Origin of the sequence: Streptomyces antarcticus, assembly GCF_026627255.1 — a bacterium.
In the GTDB taxonomy this organism is placed as follows: Bacteria; Actinomycetota; Actinomycetes; order Streptomycetales; family Streptomycetaceae; genus Streptomyces; species Streptomyces antarcticus.
The window spans coordinates 77,306-103,961 of the sequence record NZ_JAPNLM010000020.1 but is presented as its reverse complement, the minus strand read 5'-3'; the positions used below and the strand labels follow the sequence as shown (position 1 = coordinate 103,961).

General features: G+C 71.2%; 19 protein-coding genes. 16 read left to right on the top strand and 3 right to left on the bottom strand.

The features are described from left to right. Positions 1-17: 17 nt before the first annotated feature. Genes OTB16_RS26945 through OTB16_RS26915 form a run of 7 tightly spaced genes read left to right on the top strand, consistent with a single transcriptional unit; the run spans position 18 to position 12,342 of the window. Complete coding sequence (locus tag OTB16_RS26945) at positions 18-1,004, top strand: DUF1702 family protein (protein ID WP_267723368.1); 987 nt, start codon at positions 18-20, stop codon at positions 1,002-1,004. Positions 1,005-1,060: 56 nt separating this feature from the next. Beyond that, the gene (locus tag OTB16_RS26940; RefSeq protein ID WP_267723367.1) at positions 1,061-2,914 is read left to right on the top strand and encodes an FG-GAP repeat domain-containing protein; all 1,854 of its coding nucleotides are present in this window, start codon (positions 1,061-1,063) and stop codon (positions 2,912-2,914) included. Positions 2,915-2,916: 2 nt separating this feature from the next. After that, positions 2,917-4,038 (top strand): enediyne biosynthesis protein, encoded by a 1,122-nt coding sequence (locus OTB16_RS26935; protein WP_267723366.1) that lies wholly within the window; start codon positions 2,917-2,919, stop codon positions 4,036-4,038. Beyond that, complete coding sequence (locus tag OTB16_RS26930) at positions 4,035-9,971, top strand: type I polyketide synthase (protein ID WP_267723365.1); 5,937 nt, start codon at positions 4,035-4,037, stop codon at positions 9,969-9,971. Before OTB16_RS26935 ends, OTB16_RS26930 begins: the two co-directional genes overlap by 4 nt. A gap of 3 nt (positions 9,972-9,974) precedes the next feature. Next, positions 9,975-10,433 (top strand): acyl-CoA thioesterase, encoded by a 459-nt coding sequence (locus OTB16_RS26925; RefSeq protein WP_267723364.1) that lies wholly within the window; start codon positions 9,975-9,977, stop codon positions 10,431-10,433. Beyond that, positions 10,430-10,990 (top strand): flavin reductase family protein, encoded by a 561-nt coding sequence (locus OTB16_RS26920; RefSeq protein WP_267723363.1) that lies wholly within the window; start codon positions 10,430-10,432, stop codon positions 10,988-10,990. The genes OTB16_RS26925 and OTB16_RS26920 overlap by 4 nt, the downstream gene beginning before the upstream one ends. Next, entirely contained in the window at positions 10,987-12,342 is a 1,356-nt protein-coding gene (locus OTB16_RS26915) for a cytochrome P450 (RefSeq protein ID WP_267723362.1), read from the top strand. The genes OTB16_RS26920 and OTB16_RS26915 overlap by 4 nt, the downstream gene beginning before the upstream one ends. 77 nt (positions 12,343-12,419) lie before the next feature. Here OTB16_RS26915 and OTB16_RS26910 read toward each other — a convergent pair whose 3' ends face one another. Continuing rightward, positions 12,420-13,148 (bottom strand): helix-turn-helix domain-containing protein, encoded by a 729-nt coding sequence (locus OTB16_RS26910; RefSeq protein WP_267723361.1) that lies wholly within the window; start codon positions 13,146-13,148, stop codon positions 12,420-12,422. 76 nt (positions 13,149-13,224) lie between these two features. Then, positions 13,225-14,367: a ParB N-terminal domain-containing protein gene (locus OTB16_RS26905; RefSeq protein WP_267723360.1), complete on the bottom strand. Its 1,143-nt coding sequence runs from the start codon at positions 14,365-14,367 to the stop codon at positions 13,225-13,227. 287 nt (positions 14,368-14,654) lie between these two features. On the opposite strand from OTB16_RS26905, the gene OTB16_RS26900 reads away from it, so the two are divergent. The 9 genes from OTB16_RS26900 (at position 14,655) to OTB16_RS26860 (ending at position 24,963) form a co-directional block, all read left to right on the top strand. Beyond that, a complete protein-coding gene (locus tag OTB16_RS26900) occupies positions 14,655-15,233 on the top strand; it encodes a DUF5987 family protein (RefSeq protein WP_267723359.1) in 579 nt (192 codons plus the stop codon). After that, positions 15,230-16,894: an FAD-dependent oxidoreductase gene (locus OTB16_RS26895; RefSeq protein WP_267723358.1), complete on the top strand. Its 1,665-nt coding sequence runs from the start codon at positions 15,230-15,232 to the stop codon at positions 16,892-16,894. The genes OTB16_RS26900 and OTB16_RS26895 overlap by 4 nt, the downstream gene beginning before the upstream one ends. A 79-nt stretch (positions 16,895-16,973) precedes the next feature. Further along, the gene (locus OTB16_RS26890; protein ID WP_267723357.1) at positions 16,974-18,041 is read left to right on the top strand and encodes a carboxymuconolactone decarboxylase family protein; all 1,068 of its coding nucleotides are present in this window, start codon (positions 16,974-16,976) and stop codon (positions 18,039-18,041) included. Between the two features lie 58 nt (positions 18,042-18,099). Then, entirely contained in the window at positions 18,100-18,909 is an 810-nt protein-coding gene (locus tag OTB16_RS26885; protein ID WP_267723356.1) for a TIGR03084 family metal-binding protein, read from the top strand. 93 nt (positions 18,910-19,002) lie between these two features. Then, positions 19,003-19,914 (top strand): prephenate dehydrogenase/arogenate dehydrogenase family protein, encoded by a 912-nt coding sequence (locus OTB16_RS26880; protein WP_267723355.1) that lies wholly within the window; start codon positions 19,003-19,005, stop codon positions 19,912-19,914. A 380-nt stretch (positions 19,915-20,294) separates the two neighbouring features. Beyond that, positions 20,295-21,803 carry an FAD-binding oxidoreductase gene (locus OTB16_RS26875; protein WP_267723354.1) on the top strand — a complete coding sequence of 503 codons (1,509 nt, stop codon included), beginning with the start codon at positions 20,295-20,297 and terminating at the stop codon, positions 21,801-21,803. Positions 21,804-21,882: 79 nt separating this feature from the next. Next, positions 21,883-22,305: an SgcJ/EcaC family oxidoreductase gene (locus OTB16_RS26870; protein WP_267723353.1), complete on the top strand. Its 423-nt coding sequence runs from the start codon at positions 21,883-21,885 to the stop codon at positions 22,303-22,305. 28 nt (positions 22,306-22,333) lie between these two features. Continuing rightward, complete coding sequence (locus OTB16_RS26865; protein ID WP_267723423.1) at positions 22,334-23,746, top strand: FAD-dependent oxidoreductase; 1,413 nt, start codon at positions 22,334-22,336, stop codon at positions 23,744-23,746. A 56-nt stretch (positions 23,747-23,802) separates the two neighbouring features. Continuing rightward, the gene (locus OTB16_RS26860; protein WP_267723352.1) at positions 23,803-24,963 is read left to right on the top strand and encodes an epoxide hydrolase family protein; all 1,161 of its coding nucleotides are present in this window, start codon (positions 23,803-23,805) and stop codon (positions 24,961-24,963) included. A 227-nt stretch (positions 24,964-25,190) separates the two neighbouring features. On the opposite strand, the gene OTB16_RS26855 is transcribed toward OTB16_RS26860, so the two are convergent. Then, positions 25,191-26,576, bottom strand: coding sequence for an acyltransferase family protein (locus OTB16_RS26855; protein WP_267723351.1), 1,386 nt, complete (start codon positions 26,574-26,576; stop codon positions 25,191-25,193). Positions 26,577-26,656 lie beyond the last annotated feature (80 nt).

The window sequence follows — 26,656 nt, the reverse complement described above, 5'->3', positions numbered from 1 at the left end:
AGGGGCGGTTTTCTTCGGTGTCCACGATATTTGGTGCGCTACGGCGGAGGCTTCTCACGCCTCCCGTTTCCGAGACGACGATGGAGGTGCGCGGGTTCCACGTAAAGAACCCGCAAGCCAAGGCGCGTCTGGAGAACATCGGCGAGGTATTCCTCCAGGGGTATGCCTACGCGGTGGAGGCCGGCTCTCCCGCGGAAGCCGAGGAAATGCTGGAGACCGTCCCCCGGGACATGCGCGGATTCGCGTACGAGGGCGCGGGCATGGGTGCGGCGGTGTACGACTCGCTGCCGGGACACAGCGGCCGGCTGGACGGCCTGCTGGCGGGCAATGGCCGTCGCCACGACTACATGATCTATGTCGGTGTGGGCTGGGCGATGGCCCGGCTGCCGAAGCTCCTGTGGCCGGACATCCGCAAGACGGACCCGCTGCTGCGCTGGCTCGCCCTGGACGGCTACGGCTTCCACCAGGCGTACTTCAAGACCGACTCCTACGTGCGCACGCCCGCCGCGGAACACCCGTTCAGCTGGCACGGCGGACACAACCACTACACCCCGAACGCCATTGACCAGGGCATCGGCCGCGCGCTGTGGTTCGTCGGCGGTACCGATCCGGATGTCGTGACCGACCTGATCGCCTCCTACCCGAAGGCACGGCACAGCGACCTGTACGCGGGCGCCGGCCTCGCCTGCGCGTACGCCGGCGGTGTCGGCGAGGACGAGCTGGCCCGCTTCGTCGAGGGAGCGGGGGAGCACCGCTGGGCGCTGGCCCAGGGCTCCGCGTTTGCCATCGAGGCACGCATCAAGGCCGACACGATCATCGACCACACCCACCTCGCCGCCCGTGTCGTCTGCGGCACCACCGCGGAGCAGGCGGCCTCGGTGTGCGTCGGGCTGCGGCCCGACCCCCGGGGCCAGGGTGAATCTCCCGCATATGAGTCCTGGCGACGTGGTGTCGCCACCGAGCTTGCTTCTCTCTCTCTTACCCGGAAAGGTGCCGATCAGTGACGGCCAAAAAGAACTGGGCGCTTAGGAATGCGCCGGGAATTGTCGCTCTTACCGTAATGGTCGGCACTTTCTACGGTGTTCAGCTGCCCGAGTCCTCGGCGGCCGAGACCGCGAAGCTCGCGAAGAACTTCGGGTTCGAGTCGCTGTCGATCGCGATGCCTTCCGGATTCCCGAAGCAGGAAGTCCGCAAGGTCAACAAGGCATACCGGCACATCGAGGGATGGATCTCCTCGGTCGGCGCCGGCATCGCCGTCAACGACATCGACGGCGACGGCCTGCCCAACGACCTGTGCGTGAACGACCCGCGCATCGACCAGGCCGTGCTCACCCCGGCGCCGACGCGCAAGGAAGGCGCGTACGCGCCCTTCGCCCTCGACCCGAAGCCGCTGCCGACCAGCACCACGTCGGCACCGATGGGCTGCATGCCCGGCGACTACAACGAGGACGGCGCCACCGACGTTCTCGTCTACTACTGGGGCCGCACCCCGGTCATCTTCATGAACAAGAATGTGAAGGGGCAGCCGCTGTCGGCCGCGAGCTTCACGCCGACCGAGCTGATCCCGGGTACGACCGGCACGAAGTACAGCGGGCCGCTGTGGAACTCCAACGCCGCCGCGTTCGCCGACTTCGACGGTGACGGCCACGACGACATCTTCATCGGCAACTACTTCCCCGACAGCCCCGTCCTGGACGACACCGTGGACGGCGGCGTCGTGATGAACGAGTCGCTCTCGCACGCCAAGAACGGCGGCGGCGGCCACTTCTTCCGCTGGACCGAGAACGGTTACGAGAAGACCGAAGGCTCCATCCCGCAGAGCCTGAGCAAGGGCTGGACGCTCGGCGCCAGCGCGGTCGACCTCGACGGCGACCACCTGCCGGAGATCTTCCTCGCGCACGACTTCGGCACCTCGTCGATGCTCTACAACAAGTCGGTCCCCGGCAAGATCGAGTTCGCCGAGGTCAAGGCGGTCCACAGCGGCACCGTGCCCAAGTCGAAGGAGATCGGGCGCAGCTCGTTCAAGGGCATGGGCGTCGACTTCGGCGACCTGGACAACGACGGGCTGTACGACCTGTTCGTCAGCAACATCACCACCTCCTTCGGCATCCAGGAGTCGAACTTCGCCTTCATCAACCAGGCGAAGAGCCAGTCCGAGCTCCAGGGCAAGTTCAAGCAGGGCGAGGCCCCGTACGAGGACAAGTCCGCCGACCTGGGCGTGGCCTGGTCCGGCTGGGGCTGGGACCCCAAGATGGCCGACTTCGACAACGACGGCAACCTGGAGATCACCCAGGCCCTCGGCTTCGTCAAGGGCAAGACCAACCGCTGGCCCCAGCTCCAGGAGCTGGCCACCGCGAACGACGCCCTGACCTCGAACCCGACCTGGTGGCCGAACGTCCGCCACGGTGACGACCTGGCCGGCAGCCAGCACATGCGCTTCTTCGCCAAGGACGAGGAGAGCGGCCGCTACATCGACCTGGCCAAGGCCCTCGGCATCGCCGAGCCCATCCCGACCCGCGGCATGGCCCCGGCCGACGTCGACGGCGACGGTCTGGTCGACCTGGCCGTCGCCCGCCAGTGGGGTGAGCCGGTCTTCCTCCACAACGTCAGCGACAGCACCGGTTCGTACCTGACGCTCAACCTCAAGCGCGAGTCCGGCTCTCCCGCGGTCGGCGCCGAGGTCTGCGTCGAGATGCCCGACGGCACCATACGCGTCGCCCGCGTCGATGGCGGCGGCGGCCACTCCGGCAAGCGCGGCCACGAGGTCCACATCGGTCTCGGCAAGGGCGTCAAGGACGCGCTGCCGGTGAAGCTCACCTGGCGCGACCGCACCGGCGCCGTCCACGAGCAGAAGCTGAAGCTGACGCCCGGACAGCACACCGTCGAGCTCGGCACCCAGGCGAAGGAGAAGTGACCATGTCCGCAACCCTGACGGCTGTCCCGGCCCCCGCGGGACCGCGCCACAACCCGAAGGTCGTCACCGCGCTCCGCCGGTTCGCGATCTCCATCTCCGTCCTCAACATCGTCGGTTACACGGTGCTCGGCTTCGAGCAGCCCTGGACCTGGCCGTTCATCGCGCTGATCACCTCCTACACCCTGGAGATCATCCTCGAACTGATCGGCGCCCGCGCCGAGGGCCGCGACCCGCGCTTCCGCGGCGGCGGCCTCAAGGGCATGGTCGAGTTCCTCTTCCCGGCCCACATCACCGCCCTCGCGGTGAACATGCTGACCTACGTCAACGACCGCGTCTGGGTCATGGTCTTCGGCGTCATCGTCGCCGTCGGCACCAAGTGGGTGCTGCGCGCCCCGGTCAAGGGCCGGCTGCGGCACTTCATGAACCCGTCGAACTTTGGTATCGCGGTCATCCTGCTGCTCTTCCCGTGGGCCTCGATCGCGCCCCCGTACCACTTCACCGAGTACCTCGACGGCGGCTTCGACTGGCTCGTCCCGGCGGTCATCATCGCGCTCGGCACGCTGCTCAACGCCAAGCTGACCGAGCGCATGTGGCTGATCCTGGCCTGGGTCGGCGGCTACGCCCTCCAGGCGATCGTCCGCGGTCTGCTCTTCGACACCTCCATCCCCGCGGCCCTCGCGATGATGACCGGCGTGGCGTTCGTGCTCTTCACGAACTACATGATCACGGACCCGGGTACGACGCCCTCCTCCAAGTGGGGCCAGATCGCCTTCGGCGGCGGCGTCGCCACCGTCTACGGCGTCCTGACCGCCCTGCACGTCGTGTACGGCATCTTCTTCGCCACCGCCATCGTCTGCGCCGTCCGCGGCGCCTTCCTCTGGAGCGCCGACGTCGTCGCCAAGCGGCGCGCCGCCGAGGCCGCCGACAAGGCCGCCGAGGCGAAGGCCGAGCCCGTCACCACCGCCGTGCTGCCGGCCCAGCGGGACTGCGAGTGCACCGGCGTGTGCGCCTGCCCCTCCCCGGCCGCGGCCACCGCGTGCCCGAACGGCTGCGCCGACATCTGCGGCTGCCCCGCACCGGTCTCCGACAAGACCGCCCAGGAAAAGATCGCGGTGGCCGCATGACACGCATAGCCATCGTCGGCATGGCCTGCCGCTACCCCGACGCCGCGACCCCTGGCGAGCTCTGGGACAACGCCGTCGCCGGCCGCCGGGCCTTCCGCCGGCTGCCCAGCGAGCGGATGAACCTGGACGACTACTGGGACTCCGACCCGGCCACCCCGGACACCTTCTACGCCCGCAACGCGGCGGTGCTGGAGGGCTACGAGTTCGACCGGATCGCCCACAAGATCGCGGGCAGCACCTACCGCTCCACCGACCTGACCCACTGGCTCGCCCTGGACACCGCCGGGCGCGCGCTGGCCGACGCCGGCTTCCCGGCCGGCGAGGGCCTGCCGCGCGAGCGCACCGGCGTCATCGTCGGCAACACCCTCACCGGTGAGTTCGCCCGCGCCAACGTGATGCGGCTGCGCTGGCCGTACGTACGACGCGTGATGGCCGAGGCCCTCGCGGCCCAAGAGGACTGGGACGAGACCCGGGTCGCCGAGTTCCTCGGCGACGTCGAGGCCTCGTACAAGGAGCCGTTCCCGGCCATCGACGAGGACACCCTCGCCGGCGGTCTCTCCAACACCATCGCGGGCCGGATCTGCAACCACTTCGACCTCAACGGCGGCGGCTACACCGTCGACGGCGCGTGCTCCTCCTCGCTCCTGTCGGTCACCACCGCGGGCACCTCGCTCATCAACGGCGACATAGACGTCGCCGTCGCGGGCGGCGTGGACCTGTCGATCGACCCGTTCGAGATCATCGGCTTCGCCAAGACGGGCGCCCTCGCCAAGGGCGAGATGAAGCTCTACGACCGGGGCTCCAACGGGTTCTGGCCCGGCGAGGGCTGCGGAATGATCGTCATGATGCGCGAGGAGGACGCCCTCGCGGGCGGCCACCGCATCTACGCGACCATCGCGGGCTGGGGAGTTTCCTCGGACGGCCAGGGCGGCATCACGCGGCCCGAGGTCAGCGGTTACCAGCTGGCCCTGCGCCGCGCCTACGAGCGCGCCGGGTTCGGCATTGAGACGGTCCGCCTCTTCGAGGGCCACGGCACCGGCACCGCCGTCGGCGACGCCACCGAGCTCACCGCCCTCATGGGCGCGCGGGCCGCGGCAGACCCCAAGGCGCCCGTCGCCGCGATCACCTCCATCAAGGGCATGATCGGCCACACCAAGGCCGCCGCCGGCGTCGCGGGCCTGATCAAGGCGGCCATGGCCGTCGACAACCAGACCCTGCCGCCGGCCATCGGCACCGTCGACCCGCACGAGCTGCTCACCGAAGACGGCGCGAACCTCAAGGCGCTGCGCAAGGCCGAGGCGTGGCCCGAGGGCGCGCCCCGCCGTGTGGGCATCACCGCCATGGGCTTCGGCGGCATCAACACGCACGTGGTCCTGGACGAGCCCGCCGTACGGCGCCGGCCGGCCGCGAGCCGCCGCTCCGCCGCACTGTCGAACTCGCCCCAGGACAGCGAGCTGCTGCTGCTGGAGGGCGACACGCCGCGCGCGCTGCTCGCCCGTGTCTCCGAGGTCGCCGGCTTCGTCGCCAGGGTCTCCTACGGCCAGGTCTCCGACCTCGCCGCGACCCTCCAGCGCGAACTGCGCGGCCTGCCGCACCGTGCGGCGATCGTCGCGTCCTCGCCCGAGGACGCCGAGCGCCGGCTGCAGCACCTGGCCGACCTGCTGGAGTCGGGGGAGACCTCGCACACCTCGGCAGACGGCCGCAGCTTCCTCGGCAAGGCGACCGGACGGGGCCGCATCGGCTTCCTGTTCCCGGGCCAGGGCTCGGGCAAGGGCACCGGCGGGGGCGCGCTGCGCCGCCGCTTCCCCGAGGCCGCCGAGATCTTCGACCGGGCCGGCCTGCCCACCTCGGGCGACATGGTCGCCACCGATGTGGCGCAGCCCCGTATCGCCACCGGCTCCGCCGCGGGCCTGCGCGTCCTGGACGCCCTGCGCCTTGAGGCGTCCGTCGCCGTCGGGCACAGCCTCGGTGAGCTCTCCGCCCTGCACTGGGCCGGCGCCATCGACGAGGGCACGCTGCTGGACGCGGCCCGGGTACGCGGCAAGGCCATGGCCGAGCACAGCGCCTCGGGCACCATGGCGTCCCTGGGCGCCGACCCGGACCAGGCCGACAGCCTCATCGCGGGCCTGGCGGCCGTCATCGCCGGCTACAACGGGCCCCGGCAGACGGTCGTCGCCGGTCCCGTCGAGGACATCGAGGAGATCCAGCGCCGCGCCGAGCGGGCTGACGTGAGCTGCACGCGGCTCGCCGTCTCGCACGCTTTCCACTCGCCGCTGGTCGCCCCGGCCGCGCAGGAGTTCGGCAAGTGGCTGGCCGGCGCCTCCTTCGGTCCCGTCTCCGGGAAGGTCGTCTCGACCGTCACCGGCACCGAACTGGAGCGCGACACCGACGTGGTGGAGCTGCTCACCCGCCAGATCACCGACCCGGTCCGCTTCACCCAGGCGGTGGAAGCGGCCGCGGGCGAGGTCGACCTCTTCATCGAGGTGGGCCCCGGCCGGGTGCTCAGCTCCCTCGCACAGGCGGCGACCGGGATCACGGCCCTCTCGCTGAACACGGACGACGAGTCGCTGCGGCCGCTGCTGCAGGTGGCCGCCGCCGCGTTCGTCGCGGGCGCGCCCGTCCGGCTCGACCGGCTGTTCCAGGACCGTCTGATCAAGCCGCTGGAGGTCGGGCAGCACTTCAGCTTCCTGACCAGCCCCTGCGAGCAGGCCCCGGGACCGAACCGGACGGCCGCGGGCCTGCCGCGGCCCGCCGCCGTGCCCGCCGTGCCCGCGGCGTCTTCCGGGTCCGCCGCGTCCGCCGGCACGCCGCACAACGCGGCCCCGTCGGACAAGGCCGCCAACGCCATCAAGGCCGCCAAGGCGGCGAAGGCCGCGAAGGCCGCGCAGGACCGGGCCGCCGAGGCGTCCCCCGCCACGGACGGCGCCGCCGCCCTGGAGGTGCTGCGCACCCTCGTCGCCGAGCGCGCCGAGCTTCCGGCCGACCTCGTCGACCCGGGCAGCCGGCTCCTGGACGACCTGCACATGAGCTCCATCACCGTGGGCCAGATCGTGAACCAGGCGGCGTCCCGCCTCGGGATCCCCGCGGCGCAGGTCCCGACCAACTTCGCGACGGCCACCCTGGCCGAACTCGCCGAGGCCCTCGACACCCTGGCCACCACCGGCGGGGCCGCGGAGCCCGAGGCGGCAGCCCTCGTCGCCGGCGCGGCCACCTGGGCCCGGCCCTTCGCGGTGGACCTCGACGAGGTCGCCCGGCCGCGCACCGCGCCCACCGAGGCCAACGGCACCTGGGAACTCTTCGCCCCCGGTGGCGGGGAACTCGCCACGCGCCTCCAGCAGGAACTCGAACAGGCCGGAGTCGGCGCGGGTGTCCTGTCCGTCCTGCCCCGGAACTGCTCCCAGGAGCAGGCCACACAGGTGCTGGACGCCGCCAAGAGCGCCCTCGCGGGTCACCGCGACAGCCGCTTCGTCCTGGTCCAGGACGGCCGCGGCGCGGCTGGTCTGGCCAAGACCCTGTACCTGGAGGCCCCGCACCTGCGGACCACCATCGTCCACACCCCGGTGACGGACGACGCGATCGAGCGGGTGCTGGCCGAGGTGGCCGCCACCACGCGGTTCACCGAGGTCCACTACGACGAGGGCGGCGTGCGCCGCGTCCCGACCCTGCGGGCCCTGCCCGTGGAGCAGGAGCGTGCCGACGCCCCGCTGACGGCCGAGGACGTCCTGCTCGTCACGGGCGGCGGCAAGGGTATCTCCGCCGAGTGCGCCCTGGCCGTGGCGCTCAAGACCGGTACGAAGCTGGCCGTGCTCGGCCGCTCCGAGCCGGCCGACGACAAGGAACTGGCCGCCAACCTCAAGCGCATGGCCGACGCCGGCGTCGAGGTGCACTACGCACGGGCCGACGTCACCGACGCGGGCCAGGTGCGCGGCGCGGTCGCCGAACTGGAAAGGGCGCTCGGCAAGATCACCGGTCTGCTGCACGGCGCCGGCCGCAACGAGCCGAACGGCCTGGTCCACCTCGAGGCCGACGACTTCCGGCGCACCTTCGCCCCGAAGGTCGACGGTCTGCGGACCGTCCTGGACACCGTGGGCGCCGGCAACCTCAAGCTGCTGGTCGCCTTCGGCTCCATCATCGGCCGGGCCGGCCTGCGCGGCGAGGCCCACTACGCCACCGCCAACGAGTGGCTGGCCGACCTGACCGAGGACGTCGCCCGCACCCATCCGCAGGTCCGCGCACGATGCATGGAATGGTCGGTGTGGTCCGGCGTCGGCATGGGCGAGAAGCTCTCCGTCGTCGAGTCGCTCTCCCGCGAGGGCATCACCCCGGTCTCCCCGGACCAGGGCGTGGAGATACTGCTGCGCCTGATCTCCGACCCCGACGCGCCCGTGGTGACCGTCATCAGCGGCCGCACGGAAGGCATCGACACGGTTCGCCGTGACCTTCCGGCCCTGCCCCTGCTGCGTTTCACCAGCAACCCGCTGGTGCGCTACCACGGCGTCGAACTCGTCACCGAGGTCGAACTGAACGCGGGCACGGACCCGTACCTTGCCGACCACCTCCTCGACGGCAACCTGCTCCTCCCCGCCGTCATCGGCATGGAGGCCATGGTCCAGGTCGGTTCGGCGGTCACCGGCCGCGACACCATCCCTGTCATCGAGGGAGCCAAGTTCCTGCGGCCCATCGTGGTGCCGCCGAACGGCAGCAACCGCATCCGCATCGCCGCCACCGTGACCGGCGCCGACACGGTGGACGTGGCCATCCACTCCGAGGACACCGGCTTCGTCGCCGAGCACTTCCGCGCCCGGCTGATCTACTCCACGGTCCCGGTCCCGGACGGCCCGCCGCTCCAGGTGCCCGCCGACACCCCGGTGGTCCCGCTGGACCCGGCCAAGGACCTGTACGGCAGCGTCCTCTTCCAGGGCGCCCGCTTCCAGCGGCTCACCCGGTTCCACCGGGCCGCCGCCCGGCACGTCGACGCCGACGTGTCCGTCCAGCAGAAGCCGCAGGACTGGTTCGCCGGCTTCCTGCCCGATGCGCTCCTGCTCGCCGACCCGGGCATGCGCGACGCGCTGATGCACGGCAACCAGGTGTGCGTCCCCGACGCCACGCTGCTGCCGTCCGGCGTGGAGCGCATCCACCCGCTCGGCAGCGGCAGCCACGTCCCGGACCGGCTCCGGTACTCCGCGATCGAGCGCAGCCGCGTCGGCGACACGTACGTGTACGACATCGCGGTCCGCGCCGAGGACGGGACCGTCGTCGAGCGCTGGGAGGGCCTGACCCTGCACGCGGTGCGCAAGACGGACGGGGCCGGCCCCTGGGTCGCGCCGCTGCTCGGCCCCTACCTGGAGCGCACCCTGGAGGACGTCCTGGGCGCCCGCATCGCCGTCGCGGTCGAACCGCACGGTGAGGTGCCGGCCGGTTCGGTCGCGCAGCGCCGCAGTTTCACCTCGGACGCGGCGGCCCGGGCCCTGGGCACTCCCGTGACGGTCAGTCACCGTCCCGACGGGCGACCGGAGCTGGAAGACCGCCACATGTCGATGTCGGCCGCCCACGGCCTGGGGGTGACCGTCAGCGCGGTCGCCGCCTCCGAAGTGGCCTGTGACATCGAGGCGGTCAGCATGCGGTCGTCCGCCGAGTGGCGCGGCCTGCTCGGTGAGCACACGCCGGTGGCCGAGCTCGTCGCCAAGGAGACGGGAGAGGCCCCCGACACCGCCGCCACCCGGGTGTGGAGCGCGGTCGAGTGCCTGAAGAAGGCCGGGATCATGGCGGGCGCACCGCTGACGCTGCTGCCGAGCCGCAAGGACGCCTGGGTGGTCTTCGCCGCCGGGGACCTGCGGATCGCGACCTTCGTCACCGCGCTGCGCGACGCCCTGGAGCCCGCGGTCTTCGCCTTCCTGACCCACGAAGCAGATCTCATCGAAGGGCGGTCCTAGATCATGGCTGACGACTACTTCGAGTACCTGCACACGGTCGGTTTCGAGGAGACCAACCTCGTAGGCAACGTCTACTACGTCAACTACCTGCGCTGGCAGGGCCGGTGCCGCGAGCTGTTCCTGCAGAAGAAGGCACCGGACGTGCTGGCCGAGGTGCAGGCGGACCTCAAGCTGTTCACCCTCAAGGTGGACTGCGAGTTCTTCGCCGAGATCACGGCCTTCGACGAGGTGTCGATCCGGATGCGGCTGTCCGAACTCGGCCAGACCCAGCTGGAGTTCACGTTCGACTACGTGAAGATCACGGGCGGCGTCGAAGTCCTCATCGCCCGCGGCCGCCAGCGCATCGCCTGCATGCGTGGACCGAACACCAACACGGTTCCGTCGCTGATCCCCGAGGGCCTGGCGCGGGCCCTGGAGCCGTACGCCGTCCAGGGCCGCGCCCTGTCGGGGCGGGCGGCATGAGCACCCTGACCGCCGCGCCGCCGCGGGCAGCCGTCATCGGCGACCCCGCGCGGCTGCGGCGGGCCTTCGGGGCGTTCGCCACCGGGGTGACCGTCGTGACGGTGGGCGGTGCCTCCCCGCGGGGCATGACCGCCAACTCCTTCACCTCGGTCTCCCTGGACCCGCCCCTGGTCCTGGTGAGCGTCGGAAAGGAAGCGCTCATGCACCGCCGCCTCGCCGAGGCCGACACCTTCTCGGTGTCGGTGCTCGGCGCGGGCCAGGAGGGCGTGGCCCGGCACTTCGCCGACCGTTCGCGTCCCATGGGCGCCGGCCAGTTCGACGCCGTCGACCACCTGCCCGGCCGCGCCGCCGGCGCCCCCCTGATCGCGGGGGCGGCGGCGCACTTCGAGTGCGCGAAGTGGCGGGCGTACGACGCCGGCGACCACACCCTCTACCTGGGGGAGCTGCTCGCCATGGACGAGTCCCCGGAACGGGAGCCGCTGGTGTTCCACCGCGGCGCGTTCCGGGAGGTCGCCCCCGCCCCGCTCGCCCAGGCGCAGCGGGGAGGCGCGCGGTGAGCTCGCACCCGCCCGGTCCGCCGTTCTGGCAGCTGCCCGGACTGCTGCGCAAGCTGGCCGTCGACCGGCTCGCCATGATGCGCGACGCTGCGGACCTCTCCGACGCCGTACGGGTCAACATGGGGCCCAAGAAGATGTACATCTTCAACCGCCCCGACTACGCCAAGCACGTGCTGGCCGACAATGCGGCCAACTACCACAAGGGCATCGGCCTCGTGGAGTCCCGCAAGGTGCTCGGCGACGGCCTCCTCACCAGTGAGGGCGACCTGTGGAAGGCGCAGCGCCGCAACGTGCAGCCCGCGTTCAAGCCGGGCCGCATCGCCGCACAGGCGGGCGTCGTGGCCGAGGAGGCCGGCCGCCTGCTGGAGCAGCTGCGCAAGGGTGCGGGCTCAGGCGGGACGACGGTCGACGTGCTCCACGAGGTTACCGGCCTCACCCTCGGGGTGCTGGGCCGGACCCTGATGGACATGTCCATGGACGGGCACGACGGGATCGCGCACGCCTTCGAGGCCGTGCAGGACCAGGCGATGTTCGACATGGTCACCCAGGGCCTGGTGCCCACCTGGGTGCCCTTCGCGACGCAGCGCAACTTCCGCCGGGCCCGTACCGAACTGACGGTGACCGTCGACGCGCTCGTCGCCGACCGCAGCGCCCGGATGTCCGACGACGACCCCGCCGCCGACGCCTTCTCGCGGATGATCACCGCCGCGCGCAAGGAGACCGATCCGGCACTCGGCCGCAAGCGCCTGCAGGACGAGCTCGTCACCCTGCTCCTCGCCGGGCACGAGACGACGGCCAGCACGCTGGGCTGGACCCTGCTGCTGCTCGCGCGCAACCCGCACGTACGGGATCTGGTGCGCGAGGAGGCCCGCGCGGTGCTGGCCGGGGGGCGCCTGCCCGAGGCCGACGACCTGCACAAGCTCTCGTACACGATGCAGGTCGTGCAGGAGGCCATGCGGCTGTACCCGCCGGTGTGGATCCTGCCGCGCATCGCGCAGCAGGCCGACGAGGTCGGCGGGTTCCCCGTGCCGGCCAAGGCCGACGTACTGGTGTGCCCGTATACCCTGCACCGCCACCCGGACTTCTGGGACGACTCGGAGCGCTTCGACCCGAGCCGCTTCGAGCCGTCGCAGGTCGCCAGCCGCCCCCGCTACGCGTACATCCCCTTCGGCGCGGGACCGCGGTTCTGCATCGGCAGCAACCTCGGGATGATGGAGGCGGTCTTCGTCACGGCCCTGCTCACCAGGGACCTCGACATGGACGTCGTGGCCGGGCACGAGGGCGTCGCCGAGCCCATGATGTCGCTGCGGATGCGCGGCGGGCTCCCGATGACGATCCGCCCGGTGGACTGAGCACGCACCACGGGAGCACGACGAAGAGGCCGGCCGCGGCGGATGCCGCGGCCGGCCTCTTTTCGTATGCCCAGACGTCAGCTGGCGACGGCCTGCATGGCGGTGGTGCGCAGGTCCAGGAGGGCCGTCAGTACGGGCGGGTCGAGGGCGTCCAGCGGACGCAGCGTGATCTCGGCGGGCATCAGCAGCGTGTCGGCGTGCGCGGTGACCGGACCATAGCGGCCGACGGAGACGGCGTCCTCGTCGCCGGTGCCGGACGGCTGGTTCTCGAAGCCGTACGGGACCGAGTGCACGAGGACGTACCAGGTGCCGGCCGGTACGTCGCGGAGCTCGAAGGCACCGGGACCCTGCAGCACGGTGCAGCGCACCGGCTGGCCCTGGGGGACCGGGGTGGGGAAGAGGCCGACGAAGCAGTACCCGTGGGAGCCCTCGTCGGTCAGGCGGATCCGGCCGCGCAGGGTGTTGCGGGGGGTCAGCGAAGTGAGTGGGGGCAGCTCGCCGGGGCCGACCTCGGGCACGAATCCGTCCAATTGCCGGTACATGCTGGGAGAGACGCCGACACACAATTTGAAACGCGAGCTGAAGGTGCCGACGCTGCTGTATCCGACCTCGCTGCTGATGTCCGCGACGCTGAACTGGGTTTCGACGAGAAGACGCTTCGCCTCCTGCAGCCGCAGCGCGGAGAGGAACCGTCCGGGAGACGTACCGGTCACATCCCGGAAAACCCGGGTGAAATGGAATTTGCTGAACATGGCGATGCGTGCCATGTCGTCGATCGTCAGTTCCTGACCGAGATTCGCACGCATGTCATTGATTACGCGGAGGACCGCAGCCTCGATGGCAGTGGTGGTCACCGTGTCTCCCCTGTCGTATGAGTCATGCTCAATGCCAAGAATTCGATGGCGTGCGCTGATCCGGTGAGGACGTCCCGTCCGCCAGCCGTCGCCTGGACAGGTCCTCGGCGAACCTCTTCCAGCTGTTCGAACACTGAATTGCCAGTTCCGCCACCGCGTCGGTGCAGTGCGGCGGAACCGCGTCGGCCCGCTGCCGCCAGGCGTCGTCGACCACGAAATGGGCGTGGATCCAGCGCAGGAACTGGCGGCCGGATTCGGAGTGGCGCAGGGACGGATCGGCGGCGAGCCGGCGCAGCGCCTCCAGTGACGTGCGGGTGCGTCCCGACATGAGCTGGGCGGGGACGGCCGGGGCCGGTCCCGGGAGGAGGCGGGGTGCCTGCGGGCCCGCCGCGGGCGGCGCTGAGACACCCGCGTCCGTGCCCGCGCCCGCGACGGACGTGGCCGCCGCGCGCGGGATCCGGTCCGGTCCGCCGCTTTCGGCGACCTCGCCGCCCTCGCCGGTCCGGCCGTTCTCACGGCTCCGGCGGACCTGTGGCACGGGCCTCTCGCCGCGCAGCAGCCGCTGGCGTACGTCGTGGGCCGTCCCCAGGGAGAGCCCGGTCTCCTGGGCGATCACGCGCAAGGGAAGTTCGGGCCGGCTCGCGATGAGTTCGGCGGCGCGCAGCCGCTCGGCGGTGCGGTCCAGGGGGTGCGCGCGACCGTCGGATCCGATGCGGATGTTCGACTGCGGAGAATCTGCGGCTGAACCCCGGCGGATCACCGCGACCGTCTTGGCGTCGAGGCCCGCGTACGCCGCTATGGCGCGGTCGGAGCGCTCGGGATACGAGCCGAGGATGCGGATGACGGCGGCCTTGCGGTCGGCGACGGTCAGCGGCAGCCCGTTGGCGACGTTGACGGAAACCGAGCGCAGGAAGACTTCCTCCGGACTGCCGTCGAAGTAGAGGACCTGGACGGATTCCAGCCCCAGGGAACGCGCGGCGGCGACCCGGTGCATCCCGTCGATGATGCGCAAGGTGGTGCGATGCACCAGGACGGGCGGAAGTGCCGGAAACATCGCCGCGAGCCGGACGACGTGCTCTTCGTCGATCCCGTTCAGTCTCGGGGAATCCGCCGACTGCAGGGTGTCGATATGGAGCGTGAACGTGCGATATGCCGGGGCCGCGTCGGTCATCTCCAACTTCCCCTCATGAGTTCCGGGCCTGCCGGGCCTGTCGTTCTGTCCGCAGAAGGCCCCTCAATTCACGGGGAAGGAACACCTCCGTTGAGAGCCTACTGAACGTCCCTTTTTTTTCTGAGCGCTGCCGGGCCGATGCGGCGACTCTGGCTAGTTGCATAAAGAAACCCGCTCGCAGCGATGAACAGTCTGCATTGGTTGCTTGAAAAGACTGAGCAGTCCTACGTTGTTCTCACGACAGCAGCACCACTCAAATCGGGTCCCTGGAGGACGAATTGCAGGCAGTGCGGGAAAGAGAGGAGCGCAGGGTCGACGTCGGAGCAGACGCGGCCCTCACGCTGGAGGCCTACGCGGACACGATCGTCCCGGGCGAGAAGCGCTGGCCCGGTGACCGGGCCGTGGCGGGAGTCGCCGCCGGCGGCGGAGCGGTTGCCGCGGGCGCCCTTGAACTGCTGCGCTGGGACGCGACCGGCGTCCACGACGGCCTGGAGGACCTCGCGAACCTCGTCAACGACCACGCCAGGACCTACGCGGCCGAAGCGGGGTTGACCCTCGACGAGACGGTCCCGCCCTTCGTGGCCCTGGACTACGAGGACCGGGTGAAGCTGATCGTGAAGCTGACCACTCCCGGTCACCCGGAGAAGGACTTCTGGGTCCTGCTCTCCCTCTTCTGCAACATGGCCTTCGACTCCGCGGCTCACCTGCACACCGCGCAGGCCATCGAGGACGGCCACCCGGGCCTGGAGGCCATGGGCATCACCAAGCCCGACGCCGACGGCCTGTGGCGGTTCCAGGACTTCGGCTACGGCCGCCAGCTCGCCCCCCTCCACCCCGACACGACCCCCTCCGGGAGCCCAGCATGAGCAACGCCATCGACAAGACGGACGTCCTGGTCATCGGGAGCGGGTTCGGCGGGGCCATCGCGGCCTACCACCTCGCCGCCGGCGGCGCGAAGGTCACGGTGCTGGAGCGCGGACCCTGGCTGGAGAGCAAGGACTTCGAGCACGACTACAAGCTCGGCTCCTCCTACACGCGGGCCTTCGACTTCGTCGTCGGTGACGGGATGAGCGTGCTGGGCGGCAACTGCGTCGGCGGCGGCAGCGTCGTCTACTTCGCGGCCATGCCCCGCGCCCCCAAGTTCGTCTTCGACCGCAAGGGCAGCATCGGCCGCCGCATGTGGCCCAAGTCGGTGAGCCGCGAGACCCTCGACCCCTGGTACGACCGGATCGAGGAATCCCTCTCCGTCACCAAGCAGGAGTGGAGCGACGTCTCCTACGCGGGAGGCCTGTGGGCCGCGGCGTGCAACCACTCGGGGCGCACCGCCAACCCGCTCGCCGTCGCGATCGACAACTCCAAGTGCACCAACTGCAACTTCATGATGGCCGGATGCCGCTTCGAGGCGAAGCAGTCGCTCACGGTCAACTACCTCCCGGCAGCGCTCGCCCACGGCGCGGAGATCCGCCCCCTGCACGAGGTGCAGTACCTGGAGAGGACCCCCGAGGGCGACTACCGGGTCCACTACAACATCGTCGACGACACGGACTACCGCCTGCAGAACGGTTCCGGAGTCATCGAGGCCAAGATCGTCGTGATGGCGGCCGGCGCCGCCGCCACCCCTGTCATCCTCCAGCGCAGCGAGGCCCACCTCGGCAAGATGCCGCACGCGGTCGGCCGCTACTTCTCCGGCAACGGCGAGCGCCTCAACACCGCCATTCTCAACGAGGACAAGGTCGCCGAGATCCTGGGACTGTCCCGGGGGGACGGCGAACTGCCCTACGGCGCCAACGCGATCGGCAAGGGCCCGACCGTGGCCAGCTGGGACAAGCTGGACGGCTCCCTGCCCGAGTACTCCCGCTACTCCCTGGAGCAGCTCTACTTCCCGCCGGGCCTGGGCACGATCCTCGCCCAGGTGCCGGACGCCTCGGGACCGACCTGGTTCGGCAAGGAGAAGAAGGAGATCCTCAAGAACTGGAAGTCCTGGCTCACCATCTTCTCGATGACCGAGGACGACAACGAGGGAGTCTTCGGCCCGCCTCCCGCCACGGGCAACGCCATGCGCATCTCCCAGCAGATGCTCGGGCGCGGAAACCTCTCGTACAAGCCGACGAAGAACACCTGGCAGGGCTGGAACCAGTCCGACGCCGAGGTGAAGGAGATCATGGAGAAGGACGGTCTCGCCAAGGTGATGCCGTGGACCAACGACCTCGTCGGTGCCTACACCGTGCACCCCCTGGCCTCCGTCCGGATGGGCGACGACCCCCACACCTCCGCCCTCGACGACACCAACGAACTGCGCGGCCACGCCGGCATCTTCGTCACCGACGGCTCCGCCGTCCCGGGCGCCCTCACCGTCAACCCGGCCATGACCATCGCGGCGATCGCCGAACGCGCGGTGCCGAACATCGTGGCGGCCGCCCAGCGCAGGGGCGTCGCGGTGACCTACGGCGCACCGTCCCCGACGGGCTACAAGAGCGGGCGCAAGGCCGTCCTTCCGCTGCTGAAGCGACAGCCCGCCCTGGTGTGATGCTCCGGACGGCCTTTTTGCCGACCAGTGAGTTGCTTCAAACAACCCATCTGGCGACCAGACGACCAGTTTGTTGCTCATGCAACCGATCAACGAGGAGGCGGCGGTGCGACCGCTCGTGCGAGGGATCCTGAAGGGTTCGCTCCAGCAGATCCGGCACATAGCCGCAGTCCGGCCGGCCGGAGCCCAGGGGCTGGTGGCCGACGTCTACGGCCGGGCCCACCGCGAGTTCGGGGTCATCGCCCCTCCGCTGGCCCTGCACTCGCCGGCCCCCGAGGTGCTCGCCGCCTCCTGGATGCTGCTGCGCGAGACCCTCCTCGTCGAGGGACACGTGGGGCGGGCGGCCAAGGAGGCCGTCGCCACCGCCGTCTCGCAGGCCAACGAGTGCCCGTACTGCGTCGAGGTCCACCAGGCCAAGCTCGACACCCTGCCCGACGCGGACGCCGCCGCCCACCAGGCGCTCTCCGACTGGGCCCGCACCAGCGCGGACGCCACCGGCGGCCGACGGGCCCTGCCCGCCGACGCCGCCGGGGCCCCCGAGATCTACGGGGTCGCCGTCACCTTCCACTACCTCAACCGCATGGTCCGGCTGTTCCTCCCCGACTCGCCCGTCCCCGACGCGGCCCCCCGGGCCGGGCGCGCCCCGGTCATGCGGATGGTCGCCCGGGCGATGCGGCCCGACACGGGCACGACCGTACGGGCCGGCGACTCGCTGGACCTGCTGCCGCAGGCCCCCCTGCCGCAGGACCTGGCCTGGGCCGAGAGCAGCCCCCACGTGGCCGGTGCCCTGGCCCGGGCGGTCGCCGCCGTCGACACCTGCGCGGAGCGCTGGATCCCCGAGCCCGTACGGGAACTGGTCCGCGCCGAGCTCGCCGTCCACGACGGCGTCGCACCCGGCCCGAGCCGGGTGTGGCTCCAGGTGGCGCTGGAGGGCCTGCCCACCGGGCAGCTGCCCGCCGCCCGCCTGGCGCTGCTGATCGCCCTCGCCCCGTACCAGCTCACCGACGCGGACATCGAGGACTTCCGCGCCGTACACGACAGCGACCGGGAACTGGTCGAGCTCGCCTCCTGGGCGGCGCTGACCGCCGCCGTCAGGATCGGCGCCCGCTTCCCGGTCCCCGGCCCCACCGCTTCCGCCGCGCGCTGACCGGCGGCTTCCCCACCCCCCGAACAACGACACGGACACCAGTCCAAGGAGACACATCATGAGCACGCTCAACGACGTACTGAAGGACCTGGCCACCGAGATCGAGGAGACCGCCCGCCTCGTCGAGGGCCTGGACGAGGCCGGCTGGGCCACCCCGACCCCCGCGACCGGGTGGAGCATCGCCGACCAGATCGCCCACCTGACCTTCATCTTCCACCTGGCGGGCACCGCCGCCTCGGATGGCGAGGCCTTCGCGAAGATCGCCGCCGGCGCCGCCCACGACTTCGACGGCTCCGTCAACGCCGCGCTCCAGCAGTTCAACAAGTTCCCGCCGGCCCAGCTCCTGGGCCGCTTCCGGGCCCTCGGCCAGTCCTCCGTCGACGCCCTCGCCGCCGTTCCCGCGGACCAGGTCGTCCCGTGGCTGGTCAACCCGCTGCCGCCCACCGTGCTGGCCTCCGCCGGAATCATGGAGCTCTTCGGGCACGGACAGGACATCGCCGACGCCCTCGGCGTGCGCCGCGAGGCCACCGACCGGCTGCGCCACCTGGCCCTCTTCGCCTTCCTCACCCGCGACTTCGGCTACCTCTCGCGCGGCCTGACCCCGCCCGCCGAACCCTTCCGCATCGAGGTGACCTCCCCGGCCGGCGAGGTGTGGGCCTTCGGCCCCGAGGACGCCGAGAACAAGATCACCGGCCCCGCCGAGGACTTCTGCCTGCTGGTCACCCGCCGTCGCCACCGTGACGACCTGGCCCTGACCGCCACCGGCGCGCAGGCCGACCGCTGGCTGGACATCGCCCAGGCCTACCGCGGTCCGGCCGGCGAGGGGCGCACCCCCGGCCAGTTCGCCCACCAGAACTGCGACCACTGAGCCACCCGTGACCACCGTGCCGCTCTCCGCCCGAAGCCCACCAGGCACCCGCCCGCACCCCACGCAGCCCCGCAGCCCGCACCAGGAGCCCCCATGACCGCCACCACCGCCCTGCGCACCGCCGTCGTCATCGGCTGCGGCACCACAGGTACCTCCATCGCCCTCGCCCTGACAGGGTCGGGCGTCGAGGTCACCCTGCTCGACCAGGACCCGCTGGTGGCGGCCGGGGCGGCGGCCCTGGGCGCCGGGTCCCCGTGGACCCAGGCCACCCCGCCGGCCGACCTCGTCGTCGTCGCCACCCCGCCGTCAGCCGTCGTCGACGTCCTGCAGGCCGCACAGCTGCGGGGGCTGGGCAACGTCTACACCGACACGGCCGGGACGAAGGACATCGTCACCGCGGAGGCGGAGCTGCGGGGATGCGACCTCAAGGGCTACGTACCCGGCCACCCTCTGGCCGGCCCGGACGCGGATCCCGGGCCCGCAGGAGAAGCGGTCGCCCGGGCGGGCCGGTTCGCCGGGCGCCCCTGGATCCTCTGCCCGTACGACACCACCCCGGGCTGGGCCCTGGACGTGGTGGATGAGCTGGTCCGCCGGTGCGGCGCGGTCCGGCAGGACATGGCCCCCGAGGCCCACGACGAGGCCCTGGCCGCCGTGTCCCACGCCCCCTACCTGGTGCAGGCGGCCCTCGCGGCGGAGTTCGCCGGCGCGGAGGCCGGGCTGGCCCGCCTCGGCGGTCCGGAGCTGATCACGGCGGTCCGGGCCGCCGGAACGGACCCGGTCGTCGGGGGCGACGTCCTGACGCAGAACGCCGGCCCGGTCGCCGACATCCTCGACCGGATCGCCGAACGGATCGCCGGGGCCGCCCGGATCCTGCGCGAGGGCGCGGACACCGCCCCGGTCGAACTGGCCCTGCTCCTCGAGCCCGGAGTACGGGGCCGGCGCGCCCTCGCCGGTGCCCCGCAGCACCGCACGGGAGAGGATGCGCCGCCCTCCGGCCGGACCTGACGGTCGGACGGTACCGTCCCCCGGCGAGAGAAGCGGACCCCGTGTCCCCCACCCCGAGTACCCTCCTGCGCCCCGTCTGGCGGGCCCTGGCCGCCTACGGCTGGCTGTTGATCGGCCCTGCCGCCCGGACCCGCACCGGGCAACTCCGCATATTGGGAGATGTGGCCGCCCCCGGCGGATGTGACCTTCTAGTGCTGCGACCGGAAAGGTTCACCGCGTCGCGACGCCCGGCACGGCACCTCGCTGCGTTGTCGGACCGCGCAAGTACGTCCCGTACGAGCCGCGGTCCTGCGCCCCTTGAGATGTACCGCACCGGACGCCGCGCCCCGGCGGACCTCCCGGCACAGCACCAGGCACGACCGCCGCAGGAGGAGCCAGCCATGTCCGACGACAGCCGTGGGGTGACCATCACCCCGGGCGACGAGCGCTACCCGGGCCTGGTGGAGGGCTACAACCACCGCTTCACCGGCCGCCCCGACTACGTGAGGCTCGTCCGGACCACCGCCGAGGTGGCGGCCGCCCTCCAGGAAGCCGCCGACGCCGGTCTGCGGCCGGCCGTCCGCAGCGGCGGCCACTGCTTCGAGGACTTCACCTCTTCCCCCGGCATCCGGGTACTGATCGACCTTTCGCCGATGTCGGCCGTCTCCTACGACGAGGACATGGGGGCCTTCGCCATCGAGGGCGGAGCGACCCTGGACCACGTCTACCGGGAGCTCTTCGACGGCTGGGGCGTCACCATCCCCGGCGGCACCTGCTTCGAGGTCGGCGTCGGCGGACACATCGCGGGAGGCGGCTACGGCCATCTCTCGCGCCGCGACGGCCTGGTCGTCGACCACCTGTACGCCGTCGAGGTCGTGGCCGTGGACGCGTCCGGCCATGTGCGGACCGTCGTGGCGACGCGCCAGAGCGACGATCCGCACCACGACCTGTGGTGGGCCCACACCGGCGGAGGCGGCGGGAACTTCGGCGTGGTCACCCGGTACTGGCTGCGGAGCCCCGGAGGCGTCCCGGCCGCTCCGGAGCAGGCCCTGCCGCGCGCGCCCCGTCGGATCCGCCGCGCCGACGTCACCTGGTCCTGGGACGGGCTGGACGAGAAGTCGTTCACCCGGATCCTGGCCGGCTACACCGCGTGGCACGAGCAGAACAGCGCGCCGGACTCCGAAGGCCGGCACATCTGGGGCAACCTCATCGTCCTGCACCGGTCCGCCGGCGTGTTCTTCCTGAACACGGTCATCGACGAGGACGTGCCCGGCGCCGCGGAGCTGATGGCCGGCCACCTGGCCGCGATCACCAGTGCCACCGGCGTCCAGCCGCTGTCCGTCGAGGAGCAGGTGGTGTCCTGGATGGACACCTGGATGCCTTCCTACAGCTGGCCCAGCGATCCTCGCGGCCGCTACAAGAACAAGGCCGGCTACCTGCGCCGCGGCTTCACGGAGCACCAGCTCGCAGCCGTGTACCGGCACCTGTCCGACCCCGGGTACGACAACCCCATGGCCTGCCTCGTGCTGACCGGATTCGGGGGGCAGGTCAACGCCGTGGCCCCCGACGCCACCGCCGTTCCCCAGCGCGACTCGATCCTCAAGGCGTCCTACTCGGCCGGCGCCTGGACCGACCCGGCGGACGACGGGAAGCACACCGCTTGGGTACGCGCCTTCTACCGCGACGTGTACGCCGAGACCGGCGGCGTCCCCAGGCCGGACGACGTCAACGACGGCTCCTACATCAGCTACCCGGACGTGGACCTCGCCGACCCGGCCTGGAATACCTCGGACGCCGGCTGGCAGACCTTGTACTACAAGGCCAACTACCCCCGGCTGCAGCAGGTCAAGAAGACCTACGACCCGCGGAACGTCTTCCGTCATGGTCTCTCGATCGAGCTGCCCTCCTGACCCGCACCGCACCGTGCCTCACCGTGCGGTGCTTCCGAACGTCCGAACGAGACCGACCCGACCAAAGAGGGATTCGAATATGACTGCCACGACCACCGCCCCCGCCACCCTCGCCGACGACACCGCCGCCGTCGCCGCGGTGCCGCAACGCATCATCGAGGCCTGGGCCGCGCACGACGCCGCCGCCTTCGCCGACGTCTTCACCGAGGACGGCACCATGGTGCTGCCCGGCGTCCACGAGACCGGACGGGAGCAGATCGCCGCCTTCATGGCACAGGCCTTCGCCGGTCCGTACAAGGGAACCCGTGTCACGGGCGCCCCGCTCGCCGTCAAGTTCCTGTCGCCGGAGAACGTCGTCGTCATCACGGCGGGCGGCGTCCTCGCCCCGGGCGAGACCGAGGTCGCCGCCGAGCGGGCGGTCCGGGCCATCTGGGTCCTGACCAAGAAGCACGGGCAGTGGCTCCTCGCTGCCTACCAGAACACTCCTCGCAACGCCTCCTGACCGACGCCATCCCGAAGAGGTGAACACAGTGGGCAAGACGGCCGGAATCCGGGCAGTGGTGCTCGGAGGCAGCATGGCGGGACTCCTCGCCGCCCGAGTACTCTCCGAAAGCTACGCAGAGGTCCTGCTGGTCGACCGGGACCGCCTGGCGGACAGCTCCGGGCCGCGCCGCGGGGTGCCGCAGGGCCGTCACGCCCACGGTCTCGTGGCCCGGGGCCAGCAGATCCTCGAGCAGCAGTTCCCCGGTCTCACCGAGGAACTGAAGACCGCCGGTGTCGAACCCGGCGACTTCGGCGGTGACATCCGCTGGTACTTCAACGGCCGGCGGATGGCGCCCGGTCCCACCGGACTGATCGCGCTGCCCGCCACCCGTCCGGTGCTGGAGCAGCACGTACGCCGCCGCGTGAAGGCCCTTCCCAACGTCGCGTTCCTGGAGGAGCACGACATCCTCGGGCTGGACACGACGGCGGACCGCACCCGGGTGACCGGCGTGCTCGTCCAGGCGCGCGAGACCGGCAGCGCCCCGCGCACGCTCGAGGCCGACCTCGTCGTCGACACCACGGGGCGGGGGTCGCGCACACCGGTCTGGCTCGAGGAGCTGGGCTACGCGAGGCCCGAAGAGGAGCGCGTCGAGATCGACCTCGCCTACACGACGCGGCACTACCGGCTGGACACTGACCCGCTCGGCGACGACCAGGCGATCATCCCCGCCGCGACGCCGGAGCACCCGCGGGGTGGCTTCTTCTACCGGCTGCCGGGGGAGGGGAACCGCTTCGAGCTCTCCTTGACCGGAATCCTCGGGGACCACCCGCCGACGGACCCCGAGGGCTTCCTCGCCTTCGTGCGGTCGCTGCCGATCCCCGACATCCACGACGCGATCGTGGACGCCGAGCCGCTGGACGACCCGGTGATGCACCGTTACCCGGCCAGCGTCTGGCGCCACTACGAGCGGCTCCAGAGCTTCCCCGGGGGCTTCCTCGTCATGGGCGACGCCGTGTGCAGCTTCAACCCGATCTACGCCCAGGGCATGACGGTCGCCGCACTGGAGTCGCTGGAGCTCCGGCGGCACCTGGAACGCGGTTCCGCGCCGAGCGCGGCCGTGTTCTTCAAGGACATCGCAGCGAAGATCAAGGCTCCCTGGGAGCTCGCGGCGGGCTCGGACCTCGGCTACGCCGGGGTCGCGGGCAAGCGCTCGCCCATGCTCAGGATGATCAACGCCTACGTGGCCAGGCTCCAGGCCGCCGCCGTGTACGACCCCGCGCTCAGTGAGGCCTTCATCCGAGTGGCCGGGCTGATCGACCCGCCGCCGGCGCTGCTGCGCCCCCGGACGGTGCTCCGGGTACTGCGCGTCTCCCGGGCCATGCGGTCGGGCAAGGCCGTCGTGCCCCTGCCGCCGGTCAGGACCAGGACGCCTGACCGCGCCACCGCCGCCCACCACTGACACCGAGCCCGGCGCGGCCGACGGGCCGACCGGGCACAACGAGAGGCTTCCCTTCCATGCGTCCGTTCCGTATCGAGATTCCGCAGGCCGACATCGACGACCTGCAAGACCGTCTCGCACGCACCCGCTGGCCCGACGGCGAGATCCCCAACTCGGGCTGGACCCGCGGTGTTCCCACCGAGTACCTGAAGGAGCTGGCCGAGTACTGGCGCTCGGAGTTCGACTGGCGGGCCGCAGAGGCCCGGCTCAACCAGCACCCCCAGTTCATCACGGAGATCGACGGGGCCGACGTCCACTTCCTGCACGTCAAGTCGCCGGAGCCGACGGCCAGGCCGCTGATCATCACGCACGGCTGGCCGGGATCCGTGGCGGAGTTCCTCGACGTGATCGGCCCGCTGACCGACCCCGCGGCCCACGGTGGCGACCCCGCGGACGCCTTCCACGTCGTCATCCCCTCCATCCCGGGCTACGGCTTCTCCGGACCGACCGGGCAGGCCGGCTGGGACACCCGGCGGGTGGCCCGTGCCTGGGCCGAGCTGATGAGCCGCCTCGGCTACGACCGGTACTTCGTCCAGGGCGGCGACTGGGGCATGGCCATCTCCCTCGAACTGGGCCTGGTCGACCCGGAGCACGTGGCCGGTGTCCACGTGAACATGTTCGTGACCTTCCCGCCGCAGGATCCTGCGGCGTTCGCGGACCTGGACGAGACGGACCTCTCCCGCCTGGAGTTCGCCGGCCGCTTCCAGCAGGACGGCATGGGCTGGCAGCGGATCCAGTCCACCCGCCCGCAGACCCTCTCGTACGGTCTCACCGACTCGCCGGTGGGCCAGCTGGCCTGGATCACCGAGAAGTTCAAGGAGTGGACGGCCGCCGACAAGGTCCCCGAGGACGCCGTCAGCCGTGAGCAGCTCCTGACGAACGTCTCGATCTACTGGTTCACCGCCACCGCCGGCTCCAGCGCCCAGCTGTACTACGAGTCCGCGCACGGTGACGAGGCCTTCATCAAGACCTGGGGCGGCCCGTGGCCGCTGGAGATGCCCGTCGGCGTCGCGGTCTTCCCGGAGGACGCGGCGCTGCCGATCCGCCGCTGGGCGGACCCGCTGCTCCCCTCGCTCACCCACTGGAGCGAGTTCGCCAAGGGCGGCCACTTCGCCGCACTGGAGCAGCCCGCGCTGCTCGTCGAGGACGTCCGGACCTTCGCCCGCCCGCTTCGGTAGCACGTCCCCCGCACGGCCAGGGGGTGGCCGGCTCCTTCCGGAGCCGGCCACCCCCTTTCGGCTGTCCGGTCCCGGCCACGGCCACGGCCGGGACCGGACAGCCGCCACCGGGACCGGCCACCCGCCACCGGCCGTGCCCCGTCCCGTACGGGGCAAGCGCAAAAGGGTGTGCCTCCTGCCGGAGCAGGAGACACACCCTCATGAGGGGGGACGTGGGGCAGACCGCGTCAGGCCGAGGTCAGAACGGGCTGGTCGGCGGCGGAAGCGGGGGCCGCACCGCCGGTCTTCGGGTCCGCGGGCGTGCCGCCGTCGCCGTTTTCGCGGGACTTGCGGTCGAAATAGCCGCGGAGCTTCTTGTTGAGGGGCTCCTCCAGGACGTAGTGGCTGGCGAGCGCCGTCACGAGGGTCCCCAGCAGGACGAGGGTCAGCATGGTGCCGAACCCGACCGTGCCGCGCAGCAGACCCGAGTTGACGGCCGGCTTGCCGAACATGCTGCCGTTGTTCAGGACGACGTGGATGAAGAACACGTGCCACAGGTAGATGCCGTAGGAGATCTTCCCCAGGAACACCATCGGCTTGTTGGCCAGCAGGAGGTTCATGCTCTTCGAGTTGGCGCCCGGGGTGACCAGCGGGATGACCACACACATGGAGAAGACGAAGAACAGCGCGTGCAGGACCATCTGCTGGGTGAGAGCGCCCCAGTTGCCCATACCCGGCTCACCGAAGGGGTGCGGCACGTTCGCCAGGTAGGCCAGGAGCGCGACGAGCCAGAAGCCCATCGGCCACTTGGCGGCCCAGCGCAGCAGGGCGGGCTTCTTCGGGGAGACCTCGGCGTAGGACAGCAGGACCGCCAGCGCCATTCCGCCGGCGAAGTAGCCGATGTAGCCGAACGGGAAGAAGGACAGGTACCAGACATCGGCGGCCGTCGAGGGCAGGAAGCAGTACGCCGTCCACGCCATGCCGATCAGCACCAGCACGACGAGCGGCACGAACAGGCGGCGGGCCCGCTGGGCCGCGGTGGCCGCCCGGTGCGCGAACTTGTGCATGAGCCAGGCCAGGGCCGGCAGCGCCACGTAGAAGAGCATCTCCGTCGGGACGGTCCACGTCGGCTCGATGCCGGTGATCCATTCGGTACGGACGAAGAAGTGGATCATCAGCAGCGGGCGCAGGAAGAACCAGACGCCGTCGATCTTGTCGTAGTCGAGGAGCAGGATCGACGCGAGGACCAGCACCCAGAAGGCCGGGACGATGCGCACGGCACGACGCCCGATGAAGGGCACGACCTTCGTCCGGGGGCCGCTGCCGGTGACCGTGCGGCGGGCGAACGGCCGGTAGAGCATCAGGCCGGAGAGGACGAAGAAGGGCGGGAGGAACACGCCCATGCCCTCGGTGAGGTATCCCCAGAAGTCGGCGCGGGGGTCCGCGAAGTGATTGCTCACGCCGGCCGTGTAGGCCACGTGATAGATGAGGACTGCCACGGCGCAGAGCCCACGGAGGCCGTCGAGTACGGGCACCCTCCGCTGTGCGGCGACCTCCGCGCCGCCTGTCCTCGAACTGCGTGATGCCACGTTTCGCGCTCCCTCGTGAGATGTACCTGATGGACCGGGGGACATGCTGGCGCCGCCGCGCAGGGCGCCGCACCTTCAGAAGTGCTCTGTCTCACGCGGTTGCCGCCGCAACGGCCGTACGGAGG